This is a genomic window from Dorea sp. 210702-DFI.3.125, assembly GCF_020560945.1.
Classification (GTDB): Bacteria; Bacillota; Clostridia; order Lachnospirales; family Lachnospiraceae; genus Dorea; species Dorea formicigenerans.
Genome location: NZ_JAJCNF010000010.1, coordinates 63,595 through 85,367, shown reverse-complemented (window position 1 = coordinate 85,367; position 21,773 = coordinate 63,595). Strand labels below are relative to the sequence as shown.

At 42.0% G+C, this 21,773-nt stretch carries 28 protein-coding genes; 19 read left to right on the top strand and 9 right to left on the bottom strand.

Going from position 1 to position 21,773, the window contains the following annotated elements; all coding sequences use genetic code 11:
* Positions 1-17 precede the first annotated feature (17 nt).
* The 3 genes from LI164_RS06865 to LI164_RS06855 all read right to left on the bottom strand — a co-directional run bounded on the left by LI164_RS06865 (position 18) and on the right by LI164_RS06855 (position 2,127).
* Positions 18-1,199: a tyrosine-type recombinase/integrase gene (locus tag LI164_RS06865; RefSeq protein ID WP_005333347.1), complete on the bottom strand. Its 1,182-nt coding sequence runs from the start codon at positions 1,197-1,199 to the stop codon at positions 18-20.
* 34 nt (positions 1,200-1,233) lie between these two features.
* Positions 1,234-1,428, bottom strand: coding sequence for a DUF3173 domain-containing protein (locus LI164_RS06860; protein ID WP_005333349.1), 195 nt, complete (start codon positions 1,426-1,428; stop codon positions 1,234-1,236).
* A gap of 381 nt (positions 1,429-1,809) precedes the next feature.
* On the bottom strand, positions 1,810-2,127 hold the full coding sequence (locus LI164_RS06855; RefSeq protein WP_005333350.1) for a helix-turn-helix domain-containing protein: 318 nt from the start codon (positions 2,125-2,127) through the stop codon (positions 1,810-1,812).
* 186 nt (positions 2,128-2,313) lie between these two features.
* Between LI164_RS06855 and LI164_RS06850 the strand changes: the two genes are divergently transcribed.
* The 8 genes from LI164_RS06850 to LI164_RS06815 all read left to right on the top strand — a co-directional run bounded on the left by LI164_RS06850 (position 2,314) and on the right by LI164_RS06815 (position 10,951).
* Positions 2,314-2,508 carry a hypothetical protein gene (locus LI164_RS06850; protein WP_005333351.1) on the top strand — a complete coding sequence of 65 codons (195 nt, stop codon included), beginning with the start codon at positions 2,314-2,316 and terminating at the stop codon, positions 2,506-2,508.
* Between the two features lie 398 nt (positions 2,509-2,906).
* Positions 2,907-4,046, top strand: coding sequence for a transposase (locus LI164_RS06845; protein ID WP_227086912.1), 1,140 nt, complete (start codon positions 2,907-2,909; stop codon positions 4,044-4,046).
* Positions 4,040-5,098, top strand: a complete 1,059-nt coding sequence (locus LI164_RS06840) for a YqaJ viral recombinase family protein (RefSeq protein WP_005333354.1) — start codon at positions 4,040-4,042, stop codon at positions 5,096-5,098. Before LI164_RS06845 ends, LI164_RS06840 begins: the two co-directional genes overlap by 7 nt.
* Before the next feature lie 51 nt (positions 5,099-5,149).
* Positions 5,150-7,387 carry an ATP-dependent RecD-like DNA helicase gene (locus LI164_RS06835; protein ID WP_005333356.1) on the top strand — a complete coding sequence of 746 codons (2,238 nt, stop codon included), beginning with the start codon at positions 5,150-5,152 and terminating at the stop codon, positions 7,385-7,387.
* Between the two features lie 83 nt (positions 7,388-7,470).
* Positions 7,471-8,418: a hypothetical protein gene (locus LI164_RS06830; protein WP_005333375.1), complete on the top strand. Its 948-nt coding sequence runs from the start codon at positions 7,471-7,473 to the stop codon at positions 8,416-8,418.
* A gap of 54 nt (positions 8,419-8,472) precedes the next feature.
* The gene (locus tag LI164_RS06825) at positions 8,473-9,693 is read left to right on the top strand and encodes a CHC2 zinc finger domain-containing protein (protein ID WP_005333381.1); all 1,221 of its coding nucleotides are present in this window, start codon (positions 8,473-8,475) and stop codon (positions 9,691-9,693) included.
* Positions 9,690-10,472 carry a class B sortase gene (srtB, locus tag LI164_RS06820; protein ID WP_005333383.1) on the top strand — a complete coding sequence of 261 codons (783 nt, stop codon included), beginning with the start codon at positions 9,690-9,692 and terminating at the stop codon, positions 10,470-10,472. The genes LI164_RS06825 and srtB overlap by 4 nt, the downstream gene beginning before the upstream one ends.
* 32 nt (positions 10,473-10,504) lie before the next feature.
* Positions 10,505-10,951, top strand: coding sequence for a hypothetical protein (locus LI164_RS06815; RefSeq protein WP_008373995.1), 447 nt, complete (start codon positions 10,505-10,507; stop codon positions 10,949-10,951).
* A gap of 102 nt (positions 10,952-11,053) precedes the next feature.
* Here the strand turns inward: LI164_RS06815 and LI164_RS06810 are convergent, their stop codons facing one another.
* Entirely contained in the window at positions 11,054-11,482 is a 429-nt protein-coding gene (locus LI164_RS06810; protein WP_021865125.1) for a hypothetical protein, read from the bottom strand.
* Positions 11,483-11,545: 63 nt separating this feature from the next.
* On the bottom strand, positions 11,546-11,890 hold the full coding sequence (locus tag LI164_RS06805) for a MazG nucleotide pyrophosphohydrolase domain-containing protein (protein WP_008373991.1): 345 nt from the start codon (positions 11,888-11,890) through the stop codon (positions 11,546-11,548).
* 181 nt (positions 11,891-12,071) lie between these two features.
* Here LI164_RS06805 and LI164_RS06800 point away from each other — a divergent pair, with 181 nt between their 5' ends.
* Complete coding sequence (locus LI164_RS06800) at positions 12,072-13,010, top strand: ParM/StbA family protein (RefSeq protein ID WP_070097296.1); 939 nt, start codon at positions 12,072-12,074, stop codon at positions 13,008-13,010.
* Between the two features lie 4 nt (positions 13,011-13,014).
* Entirely contained in the window at positions 13,015-13,386 is a 372-nt protein-coding gene (locus LI164_RS06795; RefSeq protein ID WP_195464614.1) for a hypothetical protein, read from the top strand.
* Between the two features lie 150 nt (positions 13,387-13,536).
* Here the strand turns inward: LI164_RS06795 and LI164_RS06790 are convergent, their stop codons facing one another.
* Positions 13,537-13,866: a helix-turn-helix transcriptional regulator gene (locus tag LI164_RS06790; RefSeq protein ID WP_005333402.1), complete on the bottom strand. Its 330-nt coding sequence runs from the start codon at positions 13,864-13,866 to the stop codon at positions 13,537-13,539.
* Between the two features lie 326 nt (positions 13,867-14,192).
* Here LI164_RS06790 and LI164_RS06785 point away from each other — a divergent pair, with 326 nt between their 5' ends.
* On the top strand, positions 14,193-14,720 hold the full coding sequence (locus LI164_RS06785) for a sigma factor-like helix-turn-helix DNA-binding protein (protein WP_005333404.1): 528 nt from the start codon (positions 14,193-14,195) through the stop codon (positions 14,718-14,720).
* Positions 14,720-14,908, top strand: coding sequence for a helix-turn-helix domain-containing protein (locus LI164_RS06780; RefSeq protein WP_005333406.1), 189 nt, complete (start codon positions 14,720-14,722; stop codon positions 14,906-14,908). Before LI164_RS06785 ends, LI164_RS06780 begins: the two co-directional genes overlap by 1 nt.
* Before the next feature lie 130 nt (positions 14,909-15,038).
* Here the strand turns inward: LI164_RS06780 and LI164_RS06775 are convergent, their stop codons facing one another.
* Positions 15,039-16,394: an MATE family efflux transporter gene (locus LI164_RS06775; RefSeq protein WP_005333407.1), complete on the bottom strand. Its 1,356-nt coding sequence runs from the start codon at positions 16,392-16,394 to the stop codon at positions 15,039-15,041.
* Positions 16,395-16,604: 210 nt separating this feature from the next.
* Between LI164_RS06775 and LI164_RS06770 the strand changes: the two genes are divergently transcribed.
* Positions 16,605-17,129, top strand: a complete 525-nt coding sequence (locus LI164_RS06770; protein ID WP_005333410.1) for a PadR family transcriptional regulator — start codon at positions 16,605-16,607, stop codon at positions 17,127-17,129.
* A 153-nt stretch (positions 17,130-17,282) separates the two neighbouring features.
* Here LI164_RS06770 and LI164_RS16310 read toward each other — a convergent pair whose 3' ends face one another.
* Positions 17,283-17,585 carry a helix-turn-helix domain-containing protein gene (locus LI164_RS16310; protein WP_226861513.1) on the bottom strand — a complete coding sequence of 101 codons (303 nt, stop codon included), beginning with the start codon at positions 17,583-17,585 and terminating at the stop codon, positions 17,283-17,285.
* Positions 17,586-17,877: 292 nt separating this feature from the next.
* Between LI164_RS16310 and LI164_RS06760 the strand changes: the two genes are divergently transcribed.
* From LI164_RS06760 to LI164_RS06735, 6 genes are all read left to right on the top strand, one after another.
* The gene (locus tag LI164_RS06760; RefSeq protein WP_023921561.1) at positions 17,878-18,189 is read left to right on the top strand and encodes a winged helix-turn-helix domain-containing protein; all 312 of its coding nucleotides are present in this window, start codon (positions 17,878-17,880) and stop codon (positions 18,187-18,189) included.
* Positions 18,190-18,394: 205 nt separating this feature from the next.
* Entirely contained in the window at positions 18,395-19,054 is a 660-nt protein-coding gene (locus LI164_RS06755; RefSeq protein WP_040015506.1) for a recombinase family protein, read from the top strand.
* Positions 19,055-19,100: 46 nt separating this feature from the next.
* The gene (locus LI164_RS06750) at positions 19,101-19,322 is read left to right on the top strand and encodes a DUF5348 domain-containing protein (RefSeq protein WP_005333419.1); all 222 of its coding nucleotides are present in this window, start codon (positions 19,101-19,103) and stop codon (positions 19,320-19,322) included.
* 9 nt (positions 19,323-19,331) lie between these two features.
* Positions 19,332-19,688: a hypothetical protein gene (locus LI164_RS06745; protein WP_005333420.1), complete on the top strand. Its 357-nt coding sequence runs from the start codon at positions 19,332-19,334 to the stop codon at positions 19,686-19,688.
* A 2-nt stretch (positions 19,689-19,690) separates the two neighbouring features.
* Entirely contained in the window at positions 19,691-19,948 is a 258-nt protein-coding gene (locus LI164_RS06740; protein WP_005333422.1) for a type II toxin-antitoxin system HicA family toxin, read from the top strand.
* Positions 19,932-20,294 (top strand): type II toxin-antitoxin system HicB family antitoxin, encoded by a 363-nt coding sequence (locus tag LI164_RS06735; RefSeq protein ID WP_005333424.1) that lies wholly within the window; start codon positions 19,932-19,934, stop codon positions 20,292-20,294. The genes LI164_RS06740 and LI164_RS06735 overlap by 17 nt, the downstream gene beginning before the upstream one ends.
* Positions 20,295-20,357: 63 nt before the next feature.
* Here the strand turns inward: LI164_RS06735 and LI164_RS06730 are convergent, their stop codons facing one another.
* On the bottom strand, positions 20,358-21,722 hold the full coding sequence (locus LI164_RS06730) for an ATP-binding protein (protein WP_005333425.1): 1,365 nt from the start codon (positions 21,720-21,722) through the stop codon (positions 20,358-20,360).
* Positions 21,723-21,773: the final 51 nt, after the last annotated feature.

Genomic DNA, 21,773 nt, shown 5'->3' with positions numbered 1-21,773 from the left:
GCATTATCATTGCATTTTTATATTTCTTTGTGATACATTGCAGTATGCTGATTACTGGTATAATTAGCAATACTTTGAGAAGCTGACTGGTAGCTGAGAACCCCGGTCAGCTTCTTTGCAATCTCAATATTGGTGTTTGGATACAGATGACCATAAGTTCCTAGTGTCGTCTGTATTTTTTCATGTCCAAGACGCTCTTTAATCAGCAGTGGATTTTCGCCCATGCTGATAAGCAGGGAAGCATGCGAATGTCTCAGGGCATGAATTTTGATTCTGTGGACACCAGCTAAATTTGCCAATTTCTCTAATGCTCTTGGAAGCGTTGTTTTGCTGGTGGGTGTACTGTTATAACTCAGTACGAATCCACAATTTGGTAAAACCTTTGCCTGGACCGCCTTCCATTCTTGTAATTCCTTGATGGTATCAGCATCAATATAAATGGTACGGTTGCTTGCCTGCGTCTTAGGTTCAACGAATTTGTAGTCATTCATTGTTTTATAGTACAGTGTTTTACTAATAATCAGCATACCTGTTTCAAAATCAATATCATCCCACTGTAAGGCGGCAGCCTCTCCAATACGCATTCCAGTCATAAATAAAAGCCAGAACGAGATGAAGAGATAGTGCTCGTAGTAGTCACCTTTGTACAGCAGGGATATTACCTTCTGAAACTCCTCCAAAGTCCAGAAGTCGATCTTTACTTTTTTAGATTTGATATTGCCGATCATGCGGGCAGGATTCTTCTTTGCAAGTCCGAGGATAATCGCCCGGTCAAAAGCTAAACATAACATTCCCTGAACAATGCGTACATAGTTTGGACTGAATTGTTTTGCCAACTTGAGCTGCCAGGTCTGTACATTTATCGCTTCTATTTCGGACACTTTCTTCTTGTAGAAATAGGCAAAGTGTTTTTGAATGGTCGAGTAACGATTCTTGTAGGTACTTTCTTTCACCTGAGTTTTGTACCACGGAAGATAGATTTCTTCAATAAACTTTTTGAAGGTAATGTCTTCCTTCTTATCAGCTAATTCTTCCGTTGATGCAAGAATCAATTTGGAATACTCGGCACGGGCTTCTTTTTTTGTTGAGAATCCGCTGCGGTATTTTTGAATCTGTTTTCCGGTTACAGGATGATATCCGAGGTTGGCTCGAAAATAATAAGTGCCGTTTTCTGCTTTTTTAATTGGATCTTTTGCCATGATTTCACTCCTTACTAAAATGCAAAAAGCACGATCATTCTTGCTTATCGGGCAAAGTAATCCCTAATAATTCTTCAACGGCTTCTTTTGGAACCCTGTCTAATTTTCTGGATTGATAATAGGTATGCCCCTTTTCTACCATAAGTTCCTTTGCTTTTTTGATAATATCAGCAGCAAAGGAAGGACCGTAGCCTAATTCAATCAAATCCCTTTTTGTTACAGTTATCATGAATCTCCTTTCCACAGACAGGGAATCAACTTGATACCTGTCTATTATTATATCAAATTTTGAGTAAAAGTTCTCTAATAAAAGCGCTATAAGCTAAAATCCCAAAAGTCTATGTTATTCTTTCAGAAGCCAGTTCCTATGCCCGTTCCGGCCACGTAAAACGGTGTTACTTTGTAACTATTAAGCTGCAGGCGTGCGAAGATGCAAACTATCTGCAGTCACCTATATCAATCTCCCGAAAGATTTCTTTTGTTTTCAAGGTACGGCGAATGGATATATTACCCATTCAATTAAGGAATAGGGGGCTTTTCTTTAAGATTGAAAAATTTTAAGAAAAAATGATAAAAATAAAAGCTGCCTTGATTTGGCAGCCACGGAAATCTATTTGCGTTTTAGAGCCAGACGATTCAGCATGGAAATGAGCGCAAGCATATCCTCGTCATCGAGTTGTTTCATCAGATCAGTTGCTTTGTCAATCAGAGGAAGATTGTGCAGCTCTGAATCGAAGAACTGTTGAGGAGTGACTTCCAGATAGTCACAGATATCCAGAAAGCTCTGCATGGTAGGCAGAGAACGTCCGGAAGTGAGGGACTGGATGTAGCTTTTATTTTTGCCAAGATCCAGACTCATCTGATATTCAGATACATTTTTCTTTAAACGCAGTTCGCTGATGCGTTCTCCAATAAAGTTTTTATCCATACATTTACACCTCTCTTCCACATTTTAAACTATTTACTTACAGCAAATTACGGAATAAAATAGAGATATATTTGAAATATAGTGATTATTCCGTAATATAACCGTAATTTACTAAAATGATACAAAAAAAGAAATTATGGATGATAGAAAATGGATTTTGGGGTATGATGATAGCAAAGGAAGTGGATGTCTGTGCGGATTATAGGAAATGAGCAGGAAATTGAATGGGCGAAGGAAGCACTGCGGAATCAATGTAACGATTGTCCCTACTTGGACTGCTGTAATGAAAAGGCGAAAGAGGAGTCAAAGCAGTGTGGAACGGTTCGGTTTGGCTGCCGGGAGTATCTGAAAGAGAAGATTGAATTCGTAGTAGAAAAATAGATGTAGTATTTTGAACAAATATAAACACCATATATAGTATAAGCCTGAATTGACATGAGGAATATCTTGTGCTAGTATACTGATATAGTTTATTTTATGCACACCCTTTTTGGGGAGTTTCGGGATTCATAAGAATCTCCAAACTTACAGGAAACAGCAGGAGCTGATTCCTGGCATAAGTAGTTTATGTTTGTAGTGAGTGTCACGGTATGCCTTTTTTGGCTGCGTGGCACTTTTGTTTTTTCAGGAAGAAACCAGACTTTTAAGAATGAACAGAGAAAAGACTCTCTTTTCATTCTTTTTTTGTGCTTACATTTAGGTTTCGGCATAGTTGCATGCCACAACCAGCTTCGGCTGTTGATGGATAAATATTATTTTAAGAAAGGTGGAATAAGAACATGAATGAAGCAAGAGTGTATGCAGATGGATTTGAGAGATCCTTTGCAGAAGTAAAAGATCTGCTGGAGTTTCTGGCAGAGAGAGGAAGAAATGCCAAATGGATCAGAAAGCCAACGAATACGTTACGGCTGGCACCACTGGAAAAGGAGGCTCAAAATCTGGATGCGGCAGATGCATCCATGGAAGAAATTTTGGAGGATACAGAGAAGAATACGCAGCTTGTACTGAAAATGAGAGGAGAATCCTATCCGGTACGTGACTGTGCCATCCGCACCATTTTAAGCCGCGCAGGTGTCAATGGAGACGGGCTTCGCAAGCTGGATAAGGCAACATATGCGAAGGTAGTCAATTACTGCCTGCGGGTTGCAAAAGGGGATGCCCTGATTAAGATTGCGGACGGAAAGGTTTCCGCAGTACATGGCGGGGATAAACATGATTATTGCATCCTTGATATGAAAGCCATGTTTGAGACAACCTGCGAATATCTGAATCTGAATTTCAAAGGCAGTGTTTACATGGAGGGCTCTGGTATCTATGACCATTCCATTGTATCTGCCATGTGGAAGCTCGGAGGAAGTCAGGAACTTCTGGATACTTACCGAAAAGCACTGGATGCACACGGAATGGATGAGAAGATCCTGTCACCGGCACTTCGTTTTACCATATCTGACGTGGCAGCGAGCGGTGCAAATCTGTATCCGATGCTTTTGACAGACGGACCAAACGGCGTTATCAGTCTGGGAAGTCCAATCAAGCTGGCTCACGATAAAGGGGCAACGATTCTGGACTTCCGGAAAAATCTGGAGCAGGTATGCGCCCGCTATGTGGATGCGATGAAGAATCTTACTCAGCTTATGGACATTGAGATCCGTAATCCGGTGAACTGCCTGAAGCTGCTGATGAAGGAACTTGGCATTAAACAGAAGATCCGGAATGAGGTGGTGGAGCTATTTGTATCCCAGAACGGGGAAGGTGCCTGTACGGCACATGATCTTTATTATGCCATGAATGAAGCCTCCTTTTTTGCAGCCTGTGAAGGAATGTCCGGACAGGGCATCCTGAAGCTGGAGGAGGATATTACGAAGGCGCTTATAAAAGACTGGAAAAAATATGACGTTTATGGAGCAGTCAAATGTTAGGAGGAATTGGAATGAATAACAAAGCAGAGTATACACCGGAAAAGGTTGTGGATATCAGTAACCTGTCAAGAGAAGACTGGTTGGAATACCGCAAAAAAGGAATCGGCGGCAGTGATGTAGCGGCAATCATGGGGATCTCTCCATTTGCCACTATCCGGGATCTGTTTTACAACAAAACAGGTGTGCAGCCGGTCATTCAGGAGGAAGAGGAAAGCAACTGGGTTGCCAAGGAAGTCGGACACCGGCTGGAAGATCTGGTGGCAGAAATCTTTTCCAAAAAGACCGGACTGGAAGTATTTCCGGTACGTGTCATGTTCCGGCATCCATTATATCCGTTCATGCTTGCAGATGTGGATTTTTTTGTTCGTATGCCGGATGGGACATTTGCGATTCTGGAATGTAAAACCTGCAATTATAATGCGAAAGATAAGTGGGCTGATGAGGGTATTCCAGCTCATTATGTGCTGCAGGTAAGGCATTATCTGTCTGTGATGAATATGCAGAAAGCCTTTATCGCATGCCTGTATGGAAATAACGAGAATGAGTTTGTGTATCGCACCATTGAGCGTGATCTGATTGAGGAAGAAGACATCATTGATCAGGAAACGTATTTCTGGCAGGAACATGTATTGAAAAATGTAGTACCGCCGCATAACGGGAATTCCGATCTGGTTCTGGCAAATATCCGTAATTATGGTGGTTTTGCAGACAAATCTATTCCGGAAATTGTGCTTTCCGGTCTGGAATCAAAAAATCTTGAGAAGTATCTTACCCTTTCGGAGGAAAAGTCACAGTTGGAAAAACGGAAAAAGGAAATCGAAGCAGAACAGCGGGCAATCAGTGTTCCTTTTGTGGAACAGCTGGGGCAGGGCTGCAAGGCAGTGCTGGAGGACGGTACGAACCGTTACCGTATTACCTATAATCCGACCAGACGTACTTCGGTTGGGAAAGACCAGATGGAGAAGCTGAAAAACCAGCATCCGGATATCTATGAGGAATATACAAAAACAACGGAGAGCCGTACTTTCCGAATTAAGAAGGAGGCGGCGTAATGAGAAAACCAAATGAACGGATGCGGATAAAAAGCTGGAGGGATATAAACAATGAGGTGCAGATTTAAACATAAGATTTTCCAGAATGAGGAGAATGGGTATACGATTGCCATATTCACCACACAGGATACGTCTGTCCCCCTGTCAGCCAGAGACAAATATCTGGCATCCCGGAATATCATCGGCTTCTCAGCGATTGGATTCGGTCTTCCGCTTACAGACGAGATTGAGCTTGAGATGGAAGGCAGATGGGAGAGCGGAGAGCATGGAACTCAGTATCAGGTGGAAAATTTCATGGAGGTTGTACCACGGACAAAGGAGGGTATCTTAGGATACCTTTCTTCCGGTGCAATCAAAGGTATCGGTCCCAAGATGGCAGATACTATTTTCCGGAAGTTTGGGCTTCAGACACTGGAAATCATGGAAAACAACCCGCAGGAACTCTTGAAGATCCGTGGAATTTCCGAGAAGAAGCTGGCTGCTATTGTGGAGTCCTATGGAAAAAACCAGGTGTTCCGGGAACTGATGACGTTTCTGGCGCCTTTTAAGGTAACACCCAAAAAAGTGAATATGATTCTGAAGAAATTCGGAAATGAATCGGTGGATATTATCCGGCACCGCCCTTACATGCTGAGTGCAGTCAAAGGCTTCGGGTTTCTGACTGTGGATGCGATCGGAAGACAGTGCTGCTGTGCACTCAATGATCCCATGCGGATATCCGGGTGCATCGGACATATCATGAATCAGGCAATGAAAGAAGGACATCTGTTTAAGCAGCGTCAGGAGGTTATCAGGGAAGCACTGGAAATGCTGAACCGGGATCTGCAGGTCATGGCAGTATCGGAGCAGGATGTCAGTCAGGTGCTTTACCGGCTGGTGCTGCAAAAAAGCATTGTTGTGGAGGAAGAACGGATCTATTCTATCCGGCAGTATGAAGAAGAAACACAGACCGCTTCCATGATAGCCAGACGGCTTTTGGAGAAGCCGGTTTTGCTGTCCATTGAACCGGAGCTGGAAAAGGCACAGAAGACACTGGGGATCACGCTGTCAGAAACACAGAAACAGGCAGTGCGGATGGTGTTTGCACATCCCATCAGTATTATTACCGGAGGTCCCGGAACCGGAAAGACAACGGTTCTCAAGGTGATTCTCTATATCCATCAGGCGTTATGCAGGTCAGAGGTACAGCTTATGGCTCCGACCGGACGTGCGGCAAGACGTATGGTGGAGAGTACCGGCTGTGAAAATGCATCCACGATGCATCTGGCCCTGGGGCTTTTGGGAGATGATACGGATTTTGAACCGGATTTTGAGTACCTGTCTGCCGGATTTCTAAATGTAGATGAGGTGTCCATGGTGGACATGCATCTTGCCTATGAATTTTTCCGGCGGGTTAGCAGACATGCCAGAGTCCTTTTAGTCGGGGATAAGAACCAGCTTCCATCCGTAGGAGCCGGGGATGTGTTCCGGCAACTGATTGCCTGCGGGCTGATTCCGGTCACGGTACTGGATCTGGTTTACCGGCAGGGCGCTTTGAGCAGCATACCTTATAATGCAAAACTGATGCAGGAGAATAAGACTAATCTGAGCTTTGGGGAGGATTTTCAGTTCATTGCCTGTAAAGGAGCAGATGAAGCGGCAGAGATTGTCCGGAGGATTTATCTGGACGAGATTGCAAAAAACGGCATGGATCAGGTACAGATCCTGACTCCGTATCGGAAACGCAGTGCTGCCGGAGTGGATGAATTGAACAAATCTCTGGAGGATTTTGTAAATCCGCCAATCGCAGGGAAGAAGGAACTGCATATCGGCAGTCAGGTGTTCCGGGTTGGCGATAAGATTTTACAGAATAAAAATACCGAGATGGCGAGTAACGGCGATCTGGGCAGGATACTGGACTGTATCACGGATGAGGATGGAAATGCCAGGGCAGTGATCGGATTCCCGGATGGGCGGCAGGTGCAATATGAAGCTGACCAGATGGAAATGATCGAACATGCTAACGCAACAACCATCCATAAGGCACAGGGTTCCGAATGTCCGGTTGTCATCATCCCTTGGGTAAAAGCCTTTTATATGATGCTGAAGCGCAATATTCTCTATACCGGAGTGACCAGAGCGAAAAGCAAGGTTTATCTGGTAGGGGAATGGGCTGCAGTCTGTCAGGCAATCCATACGGATGACAGCGGGACAAGGAACACCATTCTGAGTGAGCGGATCGTACAGTATTACGATCAGTATCAGAGTGAACAGAAACCGGAAATGGAGCAGTTAAAACTTGTTGTTTAAAAATATTTTTCAATTTTTGAAATAAGCGGACTATTACTCTTATATAGGGGAACGTCTGCTTTTCTAAATGAAAGGAGCAGAGAATGAAAGAATTATTGTATAAGAAATCAGAGGCAGTTGCCGCTTTGAACCGTGTGGATGGCTTCCATCCGATGGAACTGGCAAGAAAGATTGGAGAAGAAGGGCAGGAGGAGCAGCTTTATCTGGATGTGAAATACCGGAAGCTATGGTTTCGTCTGGTCAATCCGGCAGGAAAGATCATCAGCCGGATTATCACTTTCACAGAGAACATGGCAGTTGTGGAAGCACGTATCTATCTGGATAAATGTGATCAGGAAGACAATTATGTAGCCAATTCCTTTTCGCAGAAATTCCGGAGCGATGACCCGAAGTTTGGAGACAAATTTCTGGAAATGGCAGAAACAGCAGCCGTAGGAAGGGCATTATCGGATGCCGGATATGGTGTGCAGTTTGCGGATGTGGGAGAGGAAAATGATCCTGCACAGGTAGATGCCGGAATTCCATATCAGAATCCACAGATGCCGGATTCAGGTGCCATGGAAAATGCAGCCATGCCGGATTCGGGTGTCATGCCAAATGCCCCTATGCCAACTTATGGAGAGATGCCAGGTCAGCCGGAATATGCAGGCCAGCAGATGATGAATCAGTTCTATCAGCAGGCACAGGCGGCGGGAAGCACCATTTACCATGGCAGTGGACAAATGCCTGGCTACGGTTCCGCTCCGGCTGCCTCTACGCCGCCAAAGACCGGACAGATGCTGCAGGGAGCATTACAGAATCTGGATACGTCCCTTCCGGTAGAAGAACTGATGAAACACATGAACTATGAAATGGCAGTCGGGACTGTGATTCCGGGAAAGGGAAAATACGGCGGAAAGACCATGGGACAGGTGGCAGTTGAAAGCCCGTCAACGATCCAGTGGTTTGCCGAGCAATATTCCGGACCGAACAATCTGGTTCCGGCGGCAGCAAAGGTAATTTTACAAAAAGCAATGCCGATGGCTGGTTAAGGAAGAACCCCGCAGAGAGCTTTTTTCTGCGGGGGAAAGGAGGAAGAGACCGGGATGTATTATGATATGTCTGGGTTTGATTATGGAATACTGGATGTGGTGCAGGTGCTGCATCTCAGAAAGCGGCGGGGAAACTATTATGACTGCCCGTTTTGTGGAGAGACGCATGGAAAACTGAATATCAATGTGGAAAAGAATGTATTCCGGTGCAACCGCTGTGATGCGTCCGGGGGGATGCTGAAGCTTTATGCGGATTTGCACAATGTTACACTCTCCGAAGCAAATCAGCAGATCCGGGAAGCATTAGGAAAAGGAGAATACCGGACGGATTATATCAAAGCAACGCCGGTACAGGAAGAAAAGGCAACGGCAGAGCTTGCACCCATAGAGGAAATCCACCGGACGTATCAGAGAATGCTGTCCATGCTCACGCTTAACAGGAAGCATCAGGAGGATCTGCAAAGACGAGGATTAAAACCGGAACAGATCGAAGCACAGCGTTACCGGAGTGTCCCGCTGTTTGGAATGAAGAAGCTGGTCAAAAGGCTGGCAGAAGAAGGATATATGGTGAAAGGCGTGCCGGGATTCTACCGGGATACAGACGGAAACTGGACGATTAACTTCAAAGCAGAAAACTCAGGAATCCTGATTCCCATAGTTTCTTTGGACGGGTTCATCCAGGGTTTTCAGATCCGGGTAGATCATGTGACTGACACGAAAAAATATATCTGGCTGTCCAGTGTCAATTATGACCAGGGAGTTTCCTCCGGAAGTCCGGTACATGTGATCGGTGATCTTGCCGCAGAACGTGTCTATCTGACCGAAGGAGCCTTAAAAGGGACCATAGCCCATTATCTGTCCGGCGCTACCTTTGTGTGCGTTGCCGGAGTGAACCAGTACCGGAATCTGAAACCGGTGCTGGAGCGGATGAAAGGATATGGGATGAAACAGCTTTTGGAGGCGTATGACATGGATAAGAAGATGAAAGTAGCCTGCAATAAGCATGACAGTAAGTGTGCGGTCTGTTTTGAGCGTTCCCCTGTTATCTGCCAGCATAAGGCGGAGAAACGGAGGATTATCCAGAACGGCTGCAATAAGGTCTATGAAATCTGCCGGGAGCTTTCCCTGCCGATGAACCGGATGGTCTGGGATATGGACGAGAGCGGGGAGTGGAACGGGAAACACAAGGGGATTGATGACTATTTAGCCGCCATCAAACAGAAGGAAGGAACCGGGGCACAGACTTCGGCTCTTCCGAAAGGAGAACAATCATGAGAAAAAAAGGAAATACGGTTCTTGCAGGACTCATTATCTGCCTGTTGCTTGTTTTTCTCGCAGCGGCAGGAAAACTCTTTGGTGCTTATCTGAAGTATCAGAAAGGGGACGTAAGTTACGAGAAACTGCAGGAATATGTTCAGGAACCAGAGGAAGAAGAATCACCGGAGTCTGAGAAAGAAAAGGAGGAACCTAAGAATAGGTATCTAGAAATTGATTTTGCAGGTTTAAAAGCGGTTAATCCGGATGTCATAGCGTGGATTCAGATTCCGGCACTGGATATTAGTTATCCGGTGGTACAGGGGAAAGATAATGCATATTATCTTCATCACCTTTTTTCGGGAGAATCCAATATCAACGGGAGCATCTTTGTGGACTGCCATAATCAGCCGGACTTTACGGATCAGAATACGATCGTGTACGGGCATAATATGAAAAACGGGAGCATGTTCGGAACTCTGGATAAGTACCAAGACAAAGAGCTATTTGAACAACATCCGGAGTTTTATCTCTATTTGCCGGACAAGATCCTCAAGTATCGTATCTTTTCCTGCTATGCGGGAAGAACCGGAAGTGAGGGATATAGGTATCATTTCCCGGAAGCGGAAGATTTTCAGACGTTTCTGGATACGGTGTCTTCTTATAGGGATTATGATACCGGCACCGAGCTGTCGGCAACGGATCGGATAGTTACGCTGTCTACCTGTGTCAATTCCAGACGGAATTATCGCTATCTGGTACATGGAAAATTAAGCAGTGAGATCATCACAGAGGAATAAAAGAATCGTGCTGGTGTGAGAAGAAATTTCTTATGCCAGCTTTTATTATGGGAGGAAATGTAATGGGAACAGCATTGGTTATGGAACATGCAAACGCACTGGCACAGATGATAGTCAGTGAAAAGGACAAGTTATTTGATGAAAGAGTGGAGGCTCTTGTAAAACTTTATAGAAGGGCGGAATTTTATCTGAAGCAGGGATTTCTGGAGAGCATCGTCTGCGAGTTCCATCGGAAGAAAGTGGAAATGATTATGCAGGCGGAAACAAAAGGAGAGATTACGGAAATACTGAAGTTATCAAAACCGCATTTTGACGGGAAAAAATTTGTCTATACCTCTCCGTATGCTGTGGAAGAGGAAGAGCTTCTCCTTTGGTCTCTGACATCACTGCAAGGTCCACTCCGGGATGAAGGGTATCGAAGATATCGGGAATTATTTGAGAAGTGCCTGCCGGAATTGGTGGAAAAGCTTTCAGCATAGGACAATGACAGAACAAAAGAAAAAAGATACTAAGCATTTTTGAGAATGGTTGGTATCTTTTTTTCTTAGACAAACTGTTATTTGTTACTTAGGAACCGACCGTTAATATCCCCAAGTCATTAATTTCCACGTTCCGCCTTCGCTACGCGCCAACCACCATGACCATGTGTATTCTTCATTAGCGTTCCACGCTCCACCTCCATTTTTAGGTGACCTGAAACTACTATCAAACGAAATACATTGTGTGAAACTCTCTTTATTGTCATTTGCTTCCTCCAATTCATTCATCCAGGCAATATTATCCTCATTATTGCACGCATCATCAGATGTATAAGATAGGCTGTGCAATTCACACCCCTCAAAAGAACTAAATTGTTTCTTTATAACATCAATAGCTTCATCCATGTCATCTTTTGTGTATATAGATGATGTCCCATAATCAATAACTAAATTTTTTGTATTTCCTTTTCCACAACCAGCTAAAGATATAACAAATAAAAGACAAAGAACCATTGCTATCAATCTTTTCATAATCACTACCTCTTCAAATTCATATTTTTTTGCTCTGTCATTCATCCTGAACAACTGGAACTGTTAGTCGTTATCTTTCGTTCTGCGTTCCATTACAAACTGCTCTAAATTTATTCTGTGATTATACTTTATGGATGCATCCTTATCCTTAGAGAGTATAATATCATTCATATCAATTCCATTTAATGCAGCAATCGCAATAGTGTAGTGTACCACATCGGCTAATTCGTTACCTAATTGGGTTTGTAAATCCTCTTGACCAACAGATTTTCTACCTGCCTTTTTATTTAGTACTTCTGCCACTTCACCTATTTCTTCTACGAGTTTCATAAACAGGCTTTGGTCAATCCCACCATTTTTATAATGGTCGAATAAGTATTCTTGCAGTTCCTCTATTGTAATTTTCACAGTATCTTTTCCTCCGCAAATTCATATTTGATAATATGTTCATTATACTGTGTTTTACCAATGATATCAACGATATGGAAGTATACAGGAAGAAAAATTATGGAAATAGTTTTTAAAAAGTTGCACTTTAAGTATCTCCTACGTACAGAATAAGTATCAAGTACAAAGGAGTGAATGTAGCATGATAAAAAAATTAAGAGTAGCCGTGGATCACGGGAACCGGAACATGAAAACCTGTAATTTTGTATTTACCACAGGACTGACGGAACAGGATAAAAAGCCTGCCAGGGGAGAGAAGTATCTGAAATATCAGGGAAAGTATTATACCCTTAGTGAGAAGCGGATTCCGTACCAGAGAGACAAGACGCAGGACAGCCGGAACCGATTCTGGATTCTGACCTTATTTGCCATTGCAATGGAGCTGGAGCAGAAAAGCCAGATCCAGCCGGAGGATGTCATTCAGGTGGAACTTCCGATTGGGCTTCCGCCGAAGCATTTTGCAGAGCTTTGTGAGAGATATGAACGCTATTTCAAAGGGGACGGGAAGGTGCAGGAACTGTGCTTCAACGATAAAGTCTATCACCTCTGTATACAGAATGTAATGGCGTTTCCGCAGGATTATGCAGCCATGATGACGAGGATGATGGAAATCCGTGAGATTCCGAAAGTCGTAGGGATTGATATTGGCGGATTTACTTCTGATTATCTTCTGATGAGAAGTGGCAGACCGGATATGGATTATTGTGATTCTCTGGAAAAAGGTGTGATTACCATGTATAACGATATCATTTCCAGTATTAACAGTGAATATGACATGCTTCTGGAGGAGGCAGATATCGACAGTATCATCAAGGGAAAAACGCAGTATTATGAGGAAGCTGTTGTACAGGCAGTAGAAACCATGGTTCAGAATTTTGTTACCGATCTTCTGAACAGCATCCGAGAGCGGGGCATTGATACAAAATCTACTTATACGGTGTTTATCGGCGGCGGAGCAGTGCTTCTGGAACGATTTCTGGAGCAGGCAGACCGGTTGGGAAAACATACCTTTATCCGGGATATGAAAGCAAATGCCGATGGATATGATCTTTTGTATCGCATGACACAGGCTGGAGTGTGATTTTATGGGAAAGAAAAATCCGTTTGTATTCACTATTGGTTTTGATAAGTCGGATCCAGGTCACGTGTATGTGACAGAACTTCTGAATACGACAGAGAAAAAAGCAAAACTGATCGTTGCGGCAATTCTGGCATATACGGGAAGAACGGATGAGACAGGTAATGGCAGTATAAGCATGGAACCGGATATGCTCCGGCCAATGATGCAGCAAATCATCCGGGAAGAAGTAAGAAAGGTATTGGAAGGGCAGGACGTTTCTAAGATAAATAGAGAAATGCCCACAGAAGTTGATTTGATGGAAGAAGAACCGCTGCGGATGGATCAGACTATGAGACAGAATGTAGTGGATGCTATCAGTGCATTTCGCAGGGCATAAAAAAGCAGGAGAGATACACATGCTTATGGCAGTGTACTCTCCTGTTCTTTGTATCAGAATGGGAATAGACAGAAAACTCACAGACTATTCACAGATTACTCACAGATTGTCTTTGTATAATGTGTAGATGATGAAGGATACGGGAGAGCCTTAACTTAGGTTCTTGAATCCATCCAGAAGTCCACGCAGTGTAGAAAGGGCAAGCTGTTTCTGCTCCTCCGGGCAGGAATTTAGTTCTGCCATGATTTGCTGCATGGTAGAATCCGGGTTCGTTTTCTGGTTAGAAAATATAGCATCTATGGAAATATGTAAGTAAGTTGCCAAGGCATAAAGTGTTTCCAACTGTGGATTGCCAATATAGTTTTCAATATCAGAGACAGTCCGTAAAGAAATCTTTGCCTGTTCCGCAAGGCTGTTTTGCGAAAGATTGCGGCGGAGACGTTCTTCCCTGACTGCATCTCCCAATAATTTTTTCACCATCTATATCACCTCACTTAATGCATATATTTTATCGTAGATTAACACTATACGAAATGCGTTAAAGTGCGTTATGATAAGCAGGATAACACATGCACAAATAGAGAAACATGGAAGTAAGTACGACAGACATGAATGGACAGCATAAGATAAAAGCCAAAGAGGAACTGAATCTGTTAAAAAAATCTTATCCATACAATGTGTCGGAGAGAAGTTAGAATATGCAGTATATGAGATACTATCATCGCATATCCTACACAATTACATAGAAAGAGAAGTATCGGCTGGACTACGAATAGAGTGGTCCAGCCTTTCTTTTTTTCGAAAAAATGAAGGCAGTGTCACGTTTTGTTGCCGCTCACCGCCATCCTCGGAATTTTTTGGAACGTGATAAAAAATTTCGGAGGATAAAACAAATGAACAAAAAAACATATACAGGATCAAAGATACAAAATCACTTTACAGCATATCTGATACAGTTTGTCCGTGGAAAACGACATGATTATCTGGAGAAGAAAATCCAGATGGCTGATGCAGAAGAACTGTTGGAGGATATTGGACAGATGGAGGCAAGAATTGTAATCGAAGAATTGCTGGAGAACCAAACGAGGGAGCAGCTTTTATTGCAGGAGGCACAGGGGAAATATCCAGAATGGAATAAGATGTCAGATGAAAGACTGATGAAAGCGCTTCATACGCTGCGGGATGAAGAACGGAAGCTGATTTACCAGCATGTGTTTGAAGAACGTACTTTTGAGGAAATGAGCAGGCTAAACGGGTTATCAGAGGAGCGATGCAAGGGTATTTATTATTATGCAATCCGGAAGATCCGCAAGGTGATGGGAGGTGAAAACTAATGAATTTTGAACGATTACTTTTAAAGGCAAAAGAAGGAAATGCAGATGCGGTACTGAAGATTTTAGAGATATATAAGCCGCTTTTAATTAAGAATGCGATTGTGAATGGCAGATTTGATGAAGATCTGTATCAGGAACTGGTAAGTACATTGCTTCAGTGTATCCAGAGATTCCAGATAATTGAGTAAGTTATCTTAAACAAAGGCTGCAATCACTCTCAGGGGAGTAACATCCTCTGGGAGTGATTGTTTTTTGAAGGGTGATATTGCCTCAGTTCGAAGCGGCAGACGGTGTTGATCTATTATGTTGCCTGATGCTTTAATGCTCTTTTGTTGTTGCCAGTTCTTTATGAAGATGTAGAGCCATAAACACAGTAACAATAGCAGAAATTACATCGGCAATCGGTTGTGCATATAGTATTCCATTTATGCCCCAGAATGATGGGAGCAACAGAATGATCGGAACAAAGCAAATACCTTGTCGGCAAGCCCCAAGAACGAATCCGGCGGTGCCTTTTCCAAGTGCAAGAAACAGAGAAGAATACACTGTGTAAAATCCAAATACGAAGAAGGAAAATCCATTTGCCATTAGCGATTTTTGACCTACAGAAATCATCTCTGTATTGCCTTCTGTAAATTGCGAAATAATCTGTGTGGAAAATAGGGCTATTGTCAATCCCACAACTACACAAAATATTGTTGACCATAAGATAGAAGTTTTAATTGCTTCCCTGAGCCGATCAAACTTTTTGGCACCATAGCTAAAGCCGGCAATTGGTTGGAAACCTTTTAAGAAGCCGAACACAACCAGAGTTCCCATTGAAGTGATTCTTGTAACAGCGCCCATTCCGGCGATAACAGCATCTCCATAGATATTAGCTTCCCGGTTTATGAATGCGATAGAAAGGCTTGTAAGAAGCTGGAAAGTCAATGTGGGTATACCGATTTTCAGAATTTCAGTTATGATCTGCTTAGAAGGACAAAATTCCTTAATGGAAAATGTAAAAGCGCTTTTTTTCTGTAATGCATAAATTAAATATACAAGAGTAGAAGCCATTTGAGAAATTGCTGTAGCGATTGCCGCACCAGCAACCCCCATGTCGAGAGTATAGATGAAAATAGGATCTAAACCAATATTCAATACAGCTCCTAATAATAATGCACACATAGTTGTTTTTGCGGCGCCTTCACTTGCAACGATATTGTTCATCGTTACATTAAATACATTGAAAATACATGAAATAACATAGATTCTTCCATAAGAAAGGGCGTATGGCATAATCGTGTCTGTTGCACCTAACATGGTTAAAATAGGTTTCAAAAAAATTGCAGTTCCGATAATAATAACTGCGCCAATACAAACACTGCTGTATAATGCAGTACTGGCGACTTTACTTGCAGCTTCCCTATCTCCTCGCCCTAAAAGTCTTGATAAGTAGGAGGCGGCACCATTGCCAAACATCAGACCTAAACCAACAACTACTTGTCCTAAAGGAAACGCAATGGAAATTGCACCCATTTGACTCTCGCCAAGTCCTCCTATGAAATAAGCATCCACCAAATTGTAGAGAGCGTTAATAAGCATACCAATCATTATCGGTATACCAAGAGCCATTAGTGCTTGGGGAACAGGTGCATTTCCTAATAAATCCATTTTGTTGTTATTCTTGTTCATTTCAAATACTCCTTTCAATTAAGAATATAAATTATAGTAGTATAAATTATAGTATACTACGTGAGAGAATACTACTATAATTTATAGTAGTTGTCAAGCGTGTATCCTGCAATTTCCTTGACAAGAGGTATAAAATCAAATACTATAAATTACAGTATATATAACCGTAAGTATTTTATAGCTTTCGTGGATATAGAAAGTGGGTGAACTATGGCTACAATAGATTTAATTGTGTTAGGAATATTGAAAAAGGAACCGATGGGAGCCTATGATATTCAAAAATTAGTGGAATATCGTAATATATCAAAATGGGTAAAAATCAGTACACCATCCATTTACAAAAAAGCAATTCAGTTGGAGGAAAAAGGCTTCATTAAAGGAGAAATTGTGAAAGAAGGTAAGATGCCTGAAAAAGCAGTTTATTCATTAACAGATGAAGGCGAAAAAGAATTTGTAAAGCTTATGATGGAAACAGCCTCTAAACCCATTCACTTTTTTTTAGATTTTAATGCAGTAATTGTAAATTTGGATAAGTTACCGCCTGAAAGTCAACAATCATGTATTGCCAGTATTGAGGAAAATATTGAAATATTAAAAACTTATCTGGAGGAAAATCTTCGAGAGAAAGAGAATGATCCGGAAATCCCTAAGACTGGTATGGCAGTATTGCAACAGCAGATAGTTTTGGCGGATGCTATTGAAAAATGGATTATTTCTCTAAAAAAAGACTTTTGATGAAGAAGTCACTAGCTGATTTCTTATTAGGTCTGCAGGATTGGGAAGAAACAGGGATGGATGCCGACCTATGTTCCGGCTTTGTAGCCAGAACATAGAAATTTTCTTAGTGGGGAATCTCCCTCAAACCCGGTGCTCCTTATATCCTGCAGATTAAACTTCAAATTTATACCCATATCCAACTACTGTTTTTATGTAATTCTTGTCGCTGGAATACTTTTTTATCTTCTTGCGTATTTGAAAAATAGTGTTTTCCACGGCGTGGAAATAACCATTTGCTTTTTCATGCCAAACTGCTTCATAAATCTGTTGTTTAGTAAAAGCCATCCCTGGATTAGAATATAGCATATAAAGTACATCAAATTCTTTTACAGAAAAGTTAATGTCTTTTCGTACTATTAAGCCGTAGGTCGTAAAGGTCTGCGACTTTAACTTTACCCGGAAAGGAGCTGCCACATATATAGGCAGTGCTGTAATTTTAACAGTAACGGTCACCAATCTATGGGGATGGCTTGTATATCCGGCTGAAATGCTAAAAAATCAGTGGTTCTTATTTATCACTTCACTCTGCCCCGGTAATTATGTGTTTGCCGTTTCTGGCTCTTGCAGCCATTGCGATTCTACTGGTCTATTACCAGACTATTTGCAGGTAAAGCATTGCTCTGGTTTTGAATTTGAGTTTTGGCAGTCTAATAATAGCATTTTAGATTAGCTGTGATAAGGTGAAACAGATTAGGAGGAAAGTAAATTGCATTACAAAGACAAAAACCTACAGATAGATATTCGCTGTCATACTGTTTTTATGAATGATCAAAAGATTGAATTGAGTCTGAAAGAATTTACGGTACTAAAATATCTAACAGAACATCCTGGCTGGGTATTCTCTCACGAGGAGATTTATCGTAATGTCTGGAAGGAAGAACCGATTGACTGTGCTAATGCGGTTATGTGCTGCATTAGCCAGCTTCGTAAAAAGTTAAAAGTAGATTCACGGAACTGGAATTACATCCGCACCGTCCGAGGTGTGGGCTATAAGTTTCAACCACTCTCAGGGGAGTAACATCCTCTGGGAGTTTTTTGTCATATTTGTTGCACTTTTCGGCTCTGGTACGTACAGAAATAGAAAAGAAACATATCCCAAAATGTATACATTTTAGAAGTACGTTCCGGAAAGAGGGATTATATTTCAAAAAGGTTACACACACAGTTTTGAAATATACCAATAAAAGTGTGGATATTTTGGGACATGGAAAGGAGAAATGTGGATGCAGATATATGGATATCACCGTACCAGTACAAAGGAGCAGCATCTTGACCGTGGCATACAGGAAATTGAGCGGTACTGTAACGAGCATGAGATGGCACTTACGAATATTTTTACGGATCAGGAGACAGGGAAGAATTTTAATCGTCCGAGATATACCGTTTTAGTGGAGGATGTCCTGCGGCCGGGAGATATTTTGATTGTTACAGAATTGGACAGACTGGGAAGAAACAAGTATGACACCATGCAACAGATCCAGCGGATTAAGAACATGGGAGTGCGGCTTATGGTTCTGGAACTGCCGACTACGCTTATGGATTTATCTGTGATGGATAATGCGATGGCAAGGATGATGCTGGAAACAATCAATAACATGATGCTGGAGCTTTATGCTTCTATGGCGCAGGCAGAGCTGGAGAAAAAGGAGAAGCGACAGCGGGAAGGGATAGAAGCGAAGAAATTGCGGGGCGAATGGGATGATTATGGAAGACCAAGTGTGATGAAGCAGGAAACTTTTGATGAGAACTTTCAAAGCGTAGTTTCTGGAGAAACGACACCTACACAGCTTCGTAAAAATTTGGGAATGACGCACTCAACTTTTTATCGCTATCGAAAAACTTTTTATGAAAAATACCCGGAACTTTCAAATTCTGCAAATTAAAGTCCTATTACTTATATAGACCAAAGAATTTCAGGAGGAAAGAAATATGAGTGAAAAGAGAATAGGTACTTTAATTTATGATCCATCAATGGGAAGATTTGATATCCGGTTTGGGATTGAATCTTATTATGGAGGTCTTCATTGCGGAGAATGTTTTGATGTGAAGGTAAAGGATGCATGGATTCCGGTTCGGATTGAAATGGATGAAGACTGGTATCTGGTAGGGCTTCCTAAGACGAGTCTCAGTGGACTGACGGTTCGAATGTAGGAGGAGCATATGATGGAAGCTAAAAAGAAATATGAAAAGCCGGCATTCCGATTGGTGACAGATTTGGGGAGTATTTTGGAATGTCTGTATGAGGTATATGGAACGGATGGAACGATGTTGATTGCTGGGAACAAGTTATCGGATACGGTAATCTATCCGTTTATCCGCATGATTAAAAAGAAATGCAAAGCAGTGGATGCGGAAAAGCTGAATCTGATGCTCTGGAAGATTTATATGGTAAGTTCGAGAAAAGAAGAATTTGTGACGGCTGCTAAGAAAGAGCTGCAGCCTTATTTGACCAAGAAAGATGAAAAACAGATTGACACCACATATGACACCACATATACTATAGATAGGAGGCATTAAAGATGTCGAAATGGGATAAACTATTGACAAGAATTTGCTCATTATCGAAAGACCTTCGTTTTGATGAACTAAGAAAAGTATTAGAAAGTTATGGATATGAGATAAATGCTCCGAGAAGTGGGAGCAGCCATTATACATTCCGTAAAGCGGGATGCCAGCCGATAACAATACCGAAACACGAACCAATCAAGAAAATTTATGTTGAAATGGTAAAGCAGATTGTAGAAAGTGAGGCGAAAAACGATGAAGACACTGAATGATTATTTGGCAATGTCCTATCGCATGGAAATTGTGGAAGATAAGGATGAAGGTGGATTTGTGGTTTCTTATCCGGAACTGCCGGGATGCATCACCTGTGGAGAGACGATAGAAAGGGCAGTTGAAAATGCAGCGGATGCAAAAAAAGCATGGTTAGAAGCTGCACTGGAAGAAGGGATTGAGATTCACGAACCGGGAAGCCTGGAAGAGTATTCGGGACAGTTTAAAATAAGGATGCCACGCAGCTTACACCGGGATCTGGCGGAACACTCAAAAAAAGAAGGCATCAGTATGAATCAATACTGTATATATCTTCTTTCAAAGAATGATGCGCTGTTAGTAAAATAAATATACAAGAATATAGATGAAAAGAGCCGTCCGGATGGGCGGCTCGAAGTATTCTTTCTTTGATTAAAAATGATATTGTTCTAGCAGATAGATAGGAAGTGTTTGTACGTTTCCAACGGTTCCGCCTTTGGTATCACCTTTCAGATATAGTAGTTTATTGGCCTTCCCCTGTTCCAATGCCTTCAAGGCAGTAGATGCAGTTCCCTTACCGGCTTTAACTTCAATCAGATAGCGGATGTGAGTTTTCAATGTCTGAGCTACAAAATCAATTTCACCACCTTTATAAGTAGCAAAAGCCGGTGTCTCAAAGATAATTTCTTCCGGGAATTCCTGGCGTTTGGACAAGTTAATGTAAACATAGTTTTCGTTCAATGAGCCATCCATAGTTGATACAGTAGCACCAGTTCTGGAGAGATAATAATATGCAACTCCAAGATCCATGAAGAAGCAGCGGCTTCCCGGTTTGAAATTCAAGATGTCCAGTTCTGTGATTTTGCCACAGAAACCGATGATTCCAGAATGGTAAAGCCAGTTGATAGCACGATAGCAGGTTGCTTTAGAAAGATTACTGGAGTAATTCTTTGTAACGAGCTTTTGCAGTTCTTCACTTATACTGTCCTCATCTAATCCTTTCTTTTCACGAAGCAGAATACGGCAGATGCTTAAAAAGATGTTGGTAAAAACACTAATATCTGTGATGTCATCAAAGTACCGCATAGATTCGTTTAAGAAAATGCGGATGATTCTAACAAGCTCTTTTTGAGCTGCTTCCACGTCTTTTGTGTTAAGGTATGTTTCCACAACCTTTGGATAGCCGCCAATCTGTCTATAGATGTCGTAAACATTCTTTAATTCGTCATATAGTTCCGGTACGGTGTCATCTGCATGATCCAGTGGAAGTGATAGATACTTCTGAAAAAGCTGGTCATCCAATGCTTCCAAAAACTCTTTAAAGGAAAGGGTATAAATACGGATACTGGTAATATCTCCACTGGAGAATTTGAATTCCGGTTCCAGTACACGTCCCAGATAACTTCCAGTTACAATGAAATGCGCTTGAAAATAGCGGGTAAATTCTCGGATACGGTTGAATATCTCTGAGGATTCCTGAATTTCATCAATAATGATGACTGTATCGTTGGTATCTTCAAAATCCGGATCGAAGAGTTTAAAAGCATCGTGAAGCGGCTGCTCCGGTCGTTTTGTACCGGGAGTCCAGTCTGTGGCTTTTTTGTAACATTCCATAAATTGTTTGCCGGACAAATCAAACAGGTTAATGTAGATCTTGTGCCTGAAGTTCTCATCCGCAAATTTATTGATAATATATGTTTTTCCGACCTGTCTGGCACCATTCACTTCCAAGGTGCTGTGGACGGTATCGTTTTTCCAATCCAGAAGCTGATCGTAAACTTTTCTTTTCAGATACATGGGAAATGCTCCTTTCTTTCAACTGTTCCTATTATATCAAAATATGAATGG

What these genes read in the sequence shown, in the direction of transcription:
- LI164_RS06865 (WP_005333347.1), bottom strand. Translation starts at nt 1,199, where the DNA reads ATGGCAAAAGATCCAATTAAAAAAGCAGAAAACGGCACTTATTATTTT.
- LI164_RS06860 (WP_005333349.1), bottom strand. Translation starts at nt 1,428, where the DNA reads ATGATAACTGTAACAAAAAGGGATTTGATTGAATTAGGCTACGGTCCT.
- LI164_RS06855 (WP_005333350.1), bottom strand. Translation starts at nt 2,127, where the DNA reads ATGGATAAAAACTTTATTGGAGAACGCATCAGCGAACTGCGTTTAAAG.
- LI164_RS06850 (WP_005333351.1), top strand. Translation starts at nt 2,314, where the DNA reads ATGTCTGTGCGGATTATAGGAAATGAGCAGGAAATTGAATGGGCGAAG.
- LI164_RS06845 (WP_227086912.1), top strand. Translation starts at nt 2,907, where the DNA reads ATGAATGAAGCAAGAGTGTATGCAGATGGATTTGAGAGATCCTTTGCA.
- LI164_RS06840 (WP_005333354.1), top strand. Translation starts at nt 4,040, where the DNA reads ATGTTAGGAGGAATTGGAATGAATAACAAAGCAGAGTATACACCGGAA.
- LI164_RS06835 (WP_005333356.1), top strand. Translation starts at nt 5,150, where the DNA reads ATGAGGTGCAGATTTAAACATAAGATTTTCCAGAATGAGGAGAATGGG.
- LI164_RS06830 (WP_005333375.1), top strand. Translation starts at nt 7,471, where the DNA reads ATGAAAGAATTATTGTATAAGAAATCAGAGGCAGTTGCCGCTTTGAAC.
- LI164_RS06825 (WP_005333381.1), top strand. Translation starts at nt 8,473, where the DNA reads ATGTATTATGATATGTCTGGGTTTGATTATGGAATACTGGATGTGGTG.
- srtB (WP_005333383.1), top strand. Translation starts at nt 9,690, where the DNA reads ATGAGAAAAAAAGGAAATACGGTTCTTGCAGGACTCATTATCTGCCTG.
- LI164_RS06815 (WP_008373995.1), top strand. Translation starts at nt 10,505, where the DNA reads ATGCCAGCTTTTATTATGGGAGGAAATGTAATGGGAACAGCATTGGTT.
- LI164_RS06810 (WP_021865125.1), bottom strand. Translation starts at nt 11,482, where the DNA reads ATGAAAAGATTGATAGCAATGGTTCTTTGTCTTTTATTTGTTATATCT.
- LI164_RS06800 (WP_070097296.1), top strand. Translation starts at nt 12,072, where the DNA reads ATGATAAAAAAATTAAGAGTAGCCGTGGATCACGGGAACCGGAACATG.
- LI164_RS06795 (WP_195464614.1), top strand. Translation starts at nt 13,015, where the DNA reads ATGGGAAAGAAAAATCCGTTTGTATTCACTATTGGTTTTGATAAGTCG.
- LI164_RS06790 (WP_005333402.1), bottom strand. Translation starts at nt 13,866, where the DNA reads ATGGTGAAAAAATTATTGGGAGATGCAGTCAGGGAAGAACGTCTCCGC.
- LI164_RS06785 (WP_005333404.1), top strand. Translation starts at nt 14,193, where the DNA reads ATGAAGGCAGTGTCACGTTTTGTTGCCGCTCACCGCCATCCTCGGAAT.
- LI164_RS06780 (WP_005333406.1), top strand. Translation starts at nt 14,720, where the DNA reads ATGAATTTTGAACGATTACTTTTAAAGGCAAAAGAAGGAAATGCAGAT.
- LI164_RS06775 (WP_005333407.1), bottom strand. Translation starts at nt 16,394, where the DNA reads ATGAACAAGAATAACAACAAAATGGATTTATTAGGAAATGCACCTGTT.
- LI164_RS06770 (WP_005333410.1), top strand. Translation starts at nt 16,605, where the DNA reads ATGGCTACAATAGATTTAATTGTGTTAGGAATATTGAAAAAGGAACCG.
- LI164_RS06755 (WP_040015506.1), top strand. Translation starts at nt 18,395, where the DNA reads ATGCAGATATATGGATATCACCGTACCAGTACAAAGGAGCAGCATCTT.
- LI164_RS06750 (WP_005333419.1), top strand. Translation starts at nt 19,101, where the DNA reads ATGAGTGAAAAGAGAATAGGTACTTTAATTTATGATCCATCAATGGGA.
- LI164_RS06745 (WP_005333420.1), top strand. Translation starts at nt 19,332, where the DNA reads ATGATGGAAGCTAAAAAGAAATATGAAAAGCCGGCATTCCGATTGGTG.
- LI164_RS06740 (WP_005333422.1), top strand. Translation starts at nt 19,691, where the DNA reads ATGTCGAAATGGGATAAACTATTGACAAGAATTTGCTCATTATCGAAA.
- LI164_RS06735 (WP_005333424.1), top strand. Translation starts at nt 19,932, where the DNA reads ATGAAGACACTGAATGATTATTTGGCAATGTCCTATCGCATGGAAATT.
- LI164_RS06730 (WP_005333425.1), bottom strand. Translation starts at nt 21,722, where the DNA reads ATGTATCTGAAAAGAAAAGTTTACGATCAGCTTCTGGATTGGAAAAAC.